The sequence below is a fragment of the Rhodomicrobium sp. genome, assembly GCF_047605405.1.
Taxonomy (GTDB): Bacteria; Pseudomonadota; Alphaproteobacteria; order Rhizobiales; family Rhodomicrobiaceae; genus Rhodomicrobium; species Rhodomicrobium lacus.
In genome coordinates, this window is sequence record NZ_JASGFR010000044.1 from 19,642 (window position 1) to 29,293 (window position 9,652).

Consider the following 9,652-nt stretch of genomic DNA (forward strand, 5'->3'; position numbering starts at 1 on the left):
CGATGTCGCCTTCGATTGCAACCGGGCGTCGCAGTGATCACCGCGCTCATGCTCAGTCCCCATCCGGTCGCCCGATGTGGGGGCGGCGGTCGGACTTCGTGCATGCGCCGGTTGAATGCGAACCTCGCGTCGAAAGATCTTCGGCAGGCTCGGAGTGGACTTGGGGCCACACGCCTAGGCAATCGCGGCTGCACCCAGGGAGGATAACCATCCGGGGAGGACCATCATGAGCGAAACGTCCATTGCGGGAGCGGGCGTCGCCGCGCGCCTGAAAGTTCGGGTCAAGCCGCAGGGGCTGCGCGTCACCCTATCCTCGCTGCTGAGCGTTTGGCGCTATACGCGGGTGGCATTCGGGGTTTATCCGAGAGAATGCTCCTTATGCGGATTTGCGGGTTACTTCCACGCTTGCGGCATGCCGCCCAGGATCGATTCCCGCTGTCCGTCCTGCAATAGCCTCGAACGCCACCGCCTGCTGGCCTGCTTTCTCGACCAGCGGGACATGATCTCCGGTTCGGCGATCCTGCATTTTGCGCCGGAGGCGTCGATCGTCGCTCTCGTCGAGCTGTTCGGTCCGGCAAGATACGTCAAGGGCGACCTCAATCCGCTGCCCGGAGACGCCAAGCTCGATATCGAGCGTCTCGAATTTGCGGATGCCGTATTCGATACCATCATCTGCAGCCACGTCCTTGAGCATGTCGACGACACGGCGGCCTTAGCCGAGATGCGCCGCGTGCTGAAGCCCGACGGGCATCTCCTGCTGATGATCCCCGTCATCGAGGGGTGGGCGAAAACCTACGAAAATCCATTGGTCGTCACGCCGGAGGACCGCACGATGCACTATGGGCAGTTCGACCATGTTCGCTACTACGGCCGCGATGTCCGGAACCGTGTCAGGGTGGCCGGCTTCGAGATCGAGGAGTGGACCGGATCGCCGGGCTTCGTCCTCAGATATGGCCTGCAACGCGGCGAAACCATCTTCGTCTGCCGTCCCGCGTGAGCTGAGCCATGTGCGGAATTGTCGGCTATTGGCAGCGTGGCGGCGATGACGAGCGTCAGCGCCGCGGTCTGGGCGATGCAGTCAAGGCGCTGGCGCGGCGCGGTCCCGATGGCAGCGGCACCTGGTTCGATGGCCACGGCGTCGGGCTCGGTCATACGCGACTCTCCATCATCGACCTGTCGAGCGCCGGCGCCCAGCCGATGGCGTGCCACGACGTCGAGATCGTGGTGACGTTCAACGGCGAGATCTACAATTACCGCGAAATCGCCGCCGAGCTTGCCAAGAAGGGGCACACCTTCATATCGAGCAGCGACACGGAGGTCGTCCTCGCCGCCTATCGCGAATGGGGCCCCGCCTGCGTCGACCGCTTCATCGGCATGTTCGCCTTCGCGATCTGGGACGGGCCGCAAGGATGTCTCCGGCTGTTTCGGGACCGCATCGGCGTGAAGCCGCTCTACTGGGGCTGGGACGGGCGCACGCTCTGTTTCGGCTCGGAGCTTAAGGCGCTTCGTGCCCTGCCGCACTGGCAACCCCAAATCAACGCGGTCGCCGTCGGGGAGTTTCTGCAATACGCCTACATCGCCGCCCCGCGTACCATCTATCAAGGCGTCCACAAGCTCATGCCCGGCCACTGGCTGAACCTCGGCCGCGAGGGCGGGCCGACGGTACGGCCATACTGGCGGCTCGCCGATGTGCTGGCCAAGGGCGAGCGGATCGAAAGCGACGCCGTGCTCGAAGAAGAACTCGAAGCTCTGGTCGAGAGCGCCTTCCGCTACCGCATGGTTGCCGACGTGCCGGTCGCGCTGTTCCTGTCGGGAGGGCTCGATTCAAGCCTCGTTGCCGGCGTTCTCAAGCGCTGCGGCTTCACCCCGCAGGCCTTCACCATCGGCTTCGAGAGCGACCGTCACGACGAGTCCGCCGCCGCCCGCAAGGTCGCCGCCGCGCTCGGCCTCGAACATCACGTGGCGAGGATCTCGTCGCGGGAGGCGGGAACCATTCTCGATCAATGGCCGACCTTCTACGACGAGCCGTTCGGCGACCACTCCGGCATTCCGACCTATCTCGTCGCCAGGCTCGCGCGAGAACGGGTCAAGGTTGCGCTGTCCGCCGATGGCGGCGACGAGCTGTTCTGCGGCTATGGCGGCTATCCCCTGGTCGGCAGTCGCATGCAACGCTTCGAAGGGCTTCCCGCGCTCGCCCGGAGCGCCGGGCGGATGATGGACGAGATGGTCGCGGGCGTACCGATGGGCAACGGCCCTGTCGGCGCCCGTGTCAAGTCCGCGCTCGGGCACGGTCTCGTGCACGACCGCGTGCTCAAGCTGAGCGGCTATCTCGCGGCGGCCTCGCCGTCCGACGCCATCCGGCCGTTCCGCTCGTTCTTCCAGCCGCGCGAGATCGCCGCGATGATGGCCGTACCATATGCCGATCCCCGCGCGGGAGCGGGCGAATGGCCCGGCGAGCCCATGGAACGGCTGATGGCGACGGACCTCGGCGAGTACTTGCCCGACGATGTGCTGGTCAAGGTCGATCGCGCGACGATGGCCGTCGGCCTCGAGGGACGCGAGCCGCTGCTCGACCACCGCATCGTCGAATTCGCGTTCCGGTTGCCTCTGCGGTTGCGCAATGGCCCGCTCGGCAACAAGCACATCCTGCGCAGCATCCTCTACCGGCATGTGCCGCGCCCGCTCGTCGACCGCCCCAAGCAGGGCTTCGCCGTGCCGATCGCCGACTGGATGCGCGACCTTCTGGCCAAGGGCGACGTCGCCGACAGCATCGCGGTGCTGCGCGAGAGCCTGCCAATGCTCCACGCGGTCCAGCTCGACGGAGCCGTCACAGCCTTCGCTGGCAGCCCGCAAGGCATCAACCGGCTCTGGCTGCTCCATGCTCTGGGGCGCTGGACAGAGCATTGGAAGCCGTAACCGAGACCATGAGCACGGTGGCCGCGAAGTTGCCCGGAGGGGGCGCGCGATCCGGCCCTTCAGGGGAAGGGGACGCACGACCCGTGGCAACCAGCGCCGCCGCCACGTTGCGCGTGCTGCAGTCGGTTCCATCCTATTATCCGGCCTTCGTCTACGGCGGCCCGATCTTCTCGATCCATTACCTGTCGGAGGCGGTGGCGAGGCTCGGGCTTGCGGTTTCCGTGGCCACCACCAACGCCAACGGCGCGACCCGGCTCGACGTGCGGACCGATCAGCCGGTGCCGTTCGCCCCGAACTATTCGGTATCCTACTACGACGACACCATCATCGGACGCTTCTCCTGGGCCTTTACCCGCAACATCTGGAAGCACGTCCGCACTGCCGACGTGGTGCATCTGCAGGACATCTACTCGACCTATGCCGCGCTGACGCTGGCGGCGGCGTGGCTCGCCCGCAAACCGGTGCTCATGTCGCCCAGGGGTTCGCTCTCGGTCTGGGCGTTGACGGCGAAGCGGGCCTCGGTCAAGCGGCTCTGGCTCAAGCTCCTTTTCCTGCCTCTCATGCGCGACCGGCGGCGCGTCGCCTGGCATGCGACATCGGCGGCCGAGCGCGACGAGACGCTGGCGGTTGCGCCGGGCGCGCGGGTCCGCGTGATCCCGAACGGCATGGATTGCAGCGCCTACGACGCGCGACCGCGCCCGGACCGCGCCGAGTACGCTCGCCGGTTCCTGCCGGAAGGGCTGGTGCTGGAGCCGGGCGCGCGCGTGCTGGCCTGTCTCGGGCGCCTGCACAACAAGAAGTGCTTCGACATCGCTATCCGCGCCTTCGCGCTCATGCGGCCGAGCGATGGGGGAAAGGGGCATCCGGGCCACGTCCTCTTGATCGCAGGCGGCGACGACGGCGCACGAAATGACCTGGAGGCGCTGGTCGCCGAACTCGGCCTTGCGGCTCGCGTCGTCTTCGTCGGTGAAATCAAGGGCGACGACAAGATCGCCTTCCTCAAGGGCGCGGACCTGTTCCTGTTTCCCACCCACAACGAAAACTTCGGCATGAGCTGCCTTGAGGCGCTGGCGGCGGGCACGCCGGTGGTGTCGAGCCGCAACGCCCCGTGGCAGGAACTTGAGACGTCGGGAGCGGGATTTTGGGTGAACAACACGCCGGAAGCATTCGCGCGGGCGGCCGAGGAGCTGCTGGCGCGGGATCCCGCTTCGCTCCGCCCCAAGGCGCGCGCACTGGCCAGGCGTTACGATCTCACGGTGATAGCTGCCGAGATGCGGGATCTTTACATAGAACTCTCGGAAGGAGGGCCAAGTGAACGTTGATGCCCATAGCCAGATCATTCTCGACCGCTATGCCGACCGTGCCAATGTCACCTTCAGCCAGATGCCGTATGACGTCCTTGTCGCCCGCTACCTGTCGAAGGTGATGTCGCCCGACGACATAGCCGACAAAACCATTCTCGAGATCGGCGCGGGCTGCTCGCAATACAGCGCCTATTTTCTCGACCGCGGCTGCAAGCGCTACTTCGCCAACGACATCGTGCCAGAGCGCATCGAAGCCGTGCGCATCGACGACCCGCGCTTCGTGGCGCTGCCGGGCGACTTCCGCGACATCGAGGTGCCGGAACCGGTCGACATCGTGTTCGCGGGCCTCACGATGATGTTTCTCGTGCCCATGCACGACGAGTTTATCGCCAGGTTCGCAAAGGTGCTGAAGCCCGGCGGCCATTTCTTCAGTATGGATGCCAACTACTTCTGCCCGCTGTCGGTGTGGCGGCGCTTTGCCGACCGCCGCAGCAACCCTGCTCGTCTCTTCAGCCCTTTCGCCTACGCCGACAGATTCCGGCAAAACGGCTTCGCGGTCGAGAAGCTCGTGCCCTTCACGGCGCCCCTGCCGTGGAGCACGGGCAACTGGCTTGCGGGCACCACCTTCTGGCTGCGGGCCAGACGAACGTGAGCGATTGCAGCGGCACCATCCATTTTTCAGGAGGGCAAACCGATGCGTCCCCGTATCGAATATGCCAGGACGGTTAAGGTCGCCCGGGAGGTCTTGGCCAAGTACCCACCGGAGTGGCAGAAGGTGCAGGGGCATCGAATTCCGCAGTTTGCGAAGGAGATCAGCCTCATCTACAAAAGCGGTGGAACCGTCGTCGATCTGGGCGGTGGCGACGGATTGCGCTCGGCCATCTGCGTCGGGCTTGGAATGAAGGCCTACAATGTCGACGCATATCGCGTGCTCGCGGCCGATGGCGACTACATGCACCAAGGCTTCAAGGAGCAGTGGGACGCCGCAGTGGAGACCGGACGGAAGATCGGGGTAGAGTTCGTCAATCAGGACGTGCTCGGCTGGCGGACAAACCTGCCGAAGGTCGACGTCGTCATGTCATTCGATTCGATGGAGCATTGGCAAAACTCCCCACGGGCTTTGTTCAAGCATCTCGTCGAGAAGCTACCGCATGGCGGAATGCTCTTCATCGGTGTTCCGAACGCCGCGAACATCTTGAAGCGGCTGCGCGTTCTCATGGGGCGCAACGTGTTTTCGACCATGGACGACTGGTACTACACTCAAAGCTTCGCCGGTCACGTTCGCGAGCCCGTGGTGGCCGACCTGCGAGTGATCGCGCGGGACCTCGATCTCAAGGCCGAGGTCATCGGCGGGAACTGGATCGGCCTCCACCAGCTTCGCGGCCTCGGCCCAGTCGCTGGCGTTGCGGACCGCATGCTGCGGACCTTCCCGTCGCTCTGCTCCGACATCTATCTCCTCGGCGAAAAGCGCTGAACGGCATCATCGCATGACAATCGGCAATGCGGTCCTGATCCGCTCTTACGGCGCGACCGGCCTCCTGATTGCGTTGTCGCTGGCATCGAGCGTGATGTTCGCTCGCTTCCTCGGACCCGAAGCGAGGGGGCTTCTGCTGGCGCTGATGTTCTGGCCCTATTTTGTCGCAGCGAGCCTGTATCTCAGCCTGAACGAGGCGACCGCGCTGCACGTGGCGAGAGCTGCCGCCGGGGACAAAGGCGCCGCTACACCCGAGGAGGGGCAGACGCTCGCTGCCTCGGGGCTCGTCCTGCAGTCGATGGCGATCTCGCTCGTGACCCCGATCACCCTGCTGCTGCTGCCGTTCCTGCTCGCCGATCAGCGCGACAGCCTCCGGCTCGTGCTCGCCTACACCACCGCCTACATCCCCGCGATGTTCCTGGATCTGCACGCCAAGGCGGTGCTGCAGGGGCGCGGACGGATCGATGCGCTCAACGTCCTGCGGCTGGTGCAGCCCGTCCTCTACACGGTGTCGCTGATCGCACTGTGGGGGCTTGGCCGCTTCTCCGTCGACACCGTGCTGGCGGCCATGCTGGCATCAACCTTTGTGAGCGCCGTGACGGGCCTCGTCACGGCCTGGTCCAATCCCTTCCGCGCCGCGTGGGCGAGGATGCGCGAGATCGCGGCGACGGGCGCAGCGTTTCATGTCGCCAACCTGCTCGTATATGCCGCCAACGAGGCAGACAAGCTGATCGTGCTCGGGCTGCTCAACCTTCGCGAGATCGGCTACTACAGCGTGGCACTGGCGATCAGCACGCTTGGAACCAATTTCATCATCCAGAGCCTCGGCGTCACGGTCACGTCCGAAATGGCTGCCGCTGCCACACCCGAAAAGCGGCTCCGCGTGGTTCAGTCGAACATCAACGACGCGGCGCTGCTGCTCGCAATCTCGAATGGTCCGGCGGCGCTGCTGATGCCGGTCTGGCTGCCGCTGGTGTTCGGATCCGAGTTCGGGCCTGTGGTGCCGGTAGCCATGCTGCTGCTCGTCGCCGGCACCCTGAAGGGCCTTCGCCTCGTGATCGACCGCGCGCTGCGGGCGGACGGCAACACCCGCAGCGGAATGACCGGCGAGGCCGTGGCGCTCGTCGTGCTCGTCCTCGCGGGGATCGTGGGGGCGCGTTTCGGCGGCCTGACGGGACTTGCGCTTGCGGTGATCGCGGCTCAGGCCGCGGGTCTCGCGGCGGTGATGCTGGCGGCCGCGCTTCATCTCGAATGCCCGGCCTCGGCGCTCGTCCCGCTGCGCCATCCGTCGCACTCGCGGCTCCTGGCCGCATTCCTGCGGCGGTTGCGGAGCTGATCGGCCATACCGAGGAAGGCAAAATCGGCCAGAGGGCGTCCCGAACCTTTTATGTGGTGTTCCAACGGAACCAACGCGTTGCGTCATGACGAGGCTGCGCAGTGCGCCTAACGGGCAGTTCGAGAGCGGCATTGAGCCGATGAACGAGCCCATAAGCCTCGCCCGCCGCTCGCTGCTGACAACAGCACTCGCGGCTTCCGCAGCGGTCGCCGCCGCGCCTTCGGCAGGAGCGCAGGTGTCAGGGCCGGATGCGCAGCGAGACCTCGGCGACGTCCTCTCTTGCGCAACGATCGCCGCCGCCCGCTCCGCCCGCATCGCAGCCGATCGCACTCTGTTGCGGCTCGTCGGCTATCATGCTCCGGGCGACGGGGGCGGGGCGCTGTACCGGCGCGTGGCCAGAGCGCCCGCGCACGCGCTATGGTTCCGCAGCGCCGATGGTGCCTTCTGGGAATGGTCGGACACGCGCCTCGACGTACGGATGGCGGGCGCGGTCGGCGATGGCCGCTTCGATGCGGGCGCGCTGCGGATTCTCGGCGGCACGGACGACACGCGCGCAATCCAGAACGCCATCTCGGCGCATTGTCACTTCGGCCTGGCGGACGCCTGCCATTTCCCGAACCGGAGCTTCCGTATCACCGCGCCGCTGCACGCGCACTTCGGCACGGCGTCGAGCCAGTGCCGGCTGTTCGGGCACTGGAACTATCGCGGCAACAACCCGAGCCAGACCTATCTCGAACATCCATCGGGCACCACCCTCCTTTGCGACTTCACCGAGGGCATGGGGATCAGCATAGCCGGGAGCTATGGCGCGCACGTCAAGGGTCTTGCCCTGATCGGGCGCAACGCGGCCTGGGTCCGTGCCAACAATCTTGGCTACGGCACGCCGCGCATTGACGATACCTTGGCCGCCAACTGGATCGATCCGGCGCTGCCCGAGGCCGCTGGCGGCCGCTATTCCGCCTACGCCGGAATCACCGTCGACGCATTCTACGAGAAGGGGCGGCCGGCTTATCCGATACCGGATCTGCCCGCCTATCTCGGCGGCGCGGTCATCGACAAACCGTCAACACAGATCCTCATCGAGGAATGTTATATTGCGGGCTTCGTGGTCGGCGTGGCCGATGCGCCCGGCGGAGCACCGTACTGCAGCGACTTCATGCAGATCCGCCGCACCGTCGTCGAGCGCTGCCAATACGGCCTCTCCGCGTGCCAGAGCCAGCAGCGCAACCTGATCCGCGAAAGCTGCTTCTATACGAGCTGCTACTGCGCGGAGACCACCAATACGCATGGGAACGCGGACGGAACGCTCGGTATCGCGCTCAACACCAGCTACGCGGGCGTGATCCATCTGTTCAAGCTGGCGGCCAGCGGCGGCTCGAAGCCATGGTTCAACGGTCTGCCAATCCTGTTCCTCGGCTGCCAAGGGGAGGCGTTGTGGCGAATGGGCGACATCGACGCCACGACGCCGGTCGAGACGTCGCTCGTCTTCGAGGGCTGCTCCTTCAGCTTCGATTCGACCGCGGTGCCGGTGCGCGGGGTTCCGGCCACCATGCTGGCGGGCTTCAAGCCGGGTTCTCCCATCGCAATCACGTTCCGGGACACTCGGCTCTACACATATCCCTCGGTGTTTCCGGTCATGTTCGATGCGGAGTGCGTTTCGGCGGATGATCTCTCGCTGTTGTCGAACAACGGCATCGGTATCGGTGGCGGCAACTATATCGGTCTCGGTTTGCGCCAGCGCGGCTATCAGCGGCTGGCGAGCAATGCCACCGCCGACGGACTGGTTCTGCGCGACGGGGCGAGCCGCACCGGGCGCATGCGGCTGAAGTTCTGTCAGTACGACGTCGATGCCCGGCGCCCCGCGCCCGACAACGTGCGGAGCATCATCTGTGGGCCAACGCAGCATTCCGAGCGCGCCCGCAACGTCTGTGCCTACATGCAACGTGTAACGGGCAGTTCCGAGACCGATGCCGAGGGCGATTGGCTGCCGCCGCAGACATCGCTTATCGAGAAGGCATCCCTGTCGCAGGTGAGGCTCAACGGCAGGACGCTGACGTTCGTCCTTGCGGAGAGCGAGCGGACTGCGGCGACGCTCGCGCTGAGCGGGCCATTGCCGGGGGACGCGCTTATCGATCAGGCGAGCGGCAGCGTTTTCTTCGTGGAGGCGACCGATCCGCAGAGCGGCACCGTCAGGGCGATCCTGCAGAACAACTATCGGACCGCCGACGGCGGCGCGAGCTTCAGCCTGCACGATCCCGTCGACCTCGTGAGCGGGACGTTCCTTCTGCTCAACGCCCGGCTCTATGTCGCGCGCGAACCCCTTACCGGTGAGGTCGAGAAGGGCGGCGACAGGCTGACGCTGCTGGCGGCCCCGGGCGAGGCTCCGCCTGTCGCGGGCAGCAACGTCGTGGCCGGCGACTACCTCCATCCACGCCACGGCATGCCCGCGCCTTTCGCACCCGAGGCGTGCCGCGTCGTCGCCCTGACGCCGGAGGCGCTGACGCTCGGCGGCCTGGCGCGAAACAGCGCGCCGCCGCGGCAGTACCGGGTGTTCGTGCGCGTGGACACCTAGTGGTCCGATTCCGACATTTGCATCCGTTTGCAGCACGCTTGCGAGCAAAT

The 9,652-nt window shown here is 65.9% G+C and carries 7 protein-coding genes; all 7 read left to right on the plus strand.

What is annotated here, in order from left to right; all coding sequences use genetic code 11:
• Positions 1 to 226 precede the first annotated feature (226 nt).
• Positions 227 to 997: a class I SAM-dependent methyltransferase gene (locus QM659_RS14725; protein ID WP_303486222.1), complete on the plus strand. Its 771-nt coding sequence runs from the start codon at positions 227 to 229 to the stop codon at positions 995 to 997.
• Between the two features lie 8 nt (positions 998 to 1,005).
• On the plus strand, positions 1,006 to 2,916 hold the full coding sequence (gene asnB / locus QM659_RS14730) for an asparagine synthase (glutamine-hydrolyzing) (RefSeq protein ID WP_415188990.1): 1,911 nt from the start codon (positions 1,006 to 1,008) through the stop codon (positions 2,914 to 2,916).
• An 83-nt stretch (positions 2,917 to 2,999) separates the two neighbouring features.
• Complete coding sequence (locus QM659_RS14735) at positions 3,000 to 4,238, plus strand: glycosyltransferase (RefSeq protein WP_415188991.1); 1,239 nt, start codon at positions 3,000 to 3,002, stop codon at positions 4,236 to 4,238.
• Complete coding sequence (locus QM659_RS14740) at positions 4,228 to 4,872, plus strand: class I SAM-dependent methyltransferase (RefSeq protein ID WP_127076259.1); 645 nt, start codon at positions 4,228 to 4,230, stop codon at positions 4,870 to 4,872. Before QM659_RS14735 ends, QM659_RS14740 begins: the two co-directional genes overlap by 11 nt.
• A 42-nt stretch (positions 4,873 to 4,914) precedes the next feature.
• Positions 4,915 to 5,694, plus strand: coding sequence for a class I SAM-dependent methyltransferase (locus QM659_RS14745; RefSeq protein ID WP_415188992.1), 780 nt, complete (start codon positions 4,915 to 4,917; stop codon positions 5,692 to 5,694).
• Positions 5,695 to 5,707: 13 nt separating this feature from the next.
• Positions 5,708 to 7,030 carry a lipopolysaccharide biosynthesis protein gene (locus QM659_RS14750; RefSeq protein WP_415188993.1) on the plus strand — a complete coding sequence of 441 codons (1,323 nt, stop codon included), beginning with the start codon at positions 5,708 to 5,710 and terminating at the stop codon, positions 7,028 to 7,030.
• A gap of 85 nt (positions 7,031 to 7,115) precedes the next feature.
• Positions 7,116 to 9,602 carry a hypothetical protein gene (locus QM659_RS14755; protein WP_415188994.1) on the plus strand — a complete coding sequence of 829 codons (2,487 nt, stop codon included), beginning with the start codon at positions 7,116 to 7,118 and terminating at the stop codon, positions 9,600 to 9,602.
• The last annotated feature ends 50 nt before the right edge of the window (positions 9,603 to 9,652 follow it).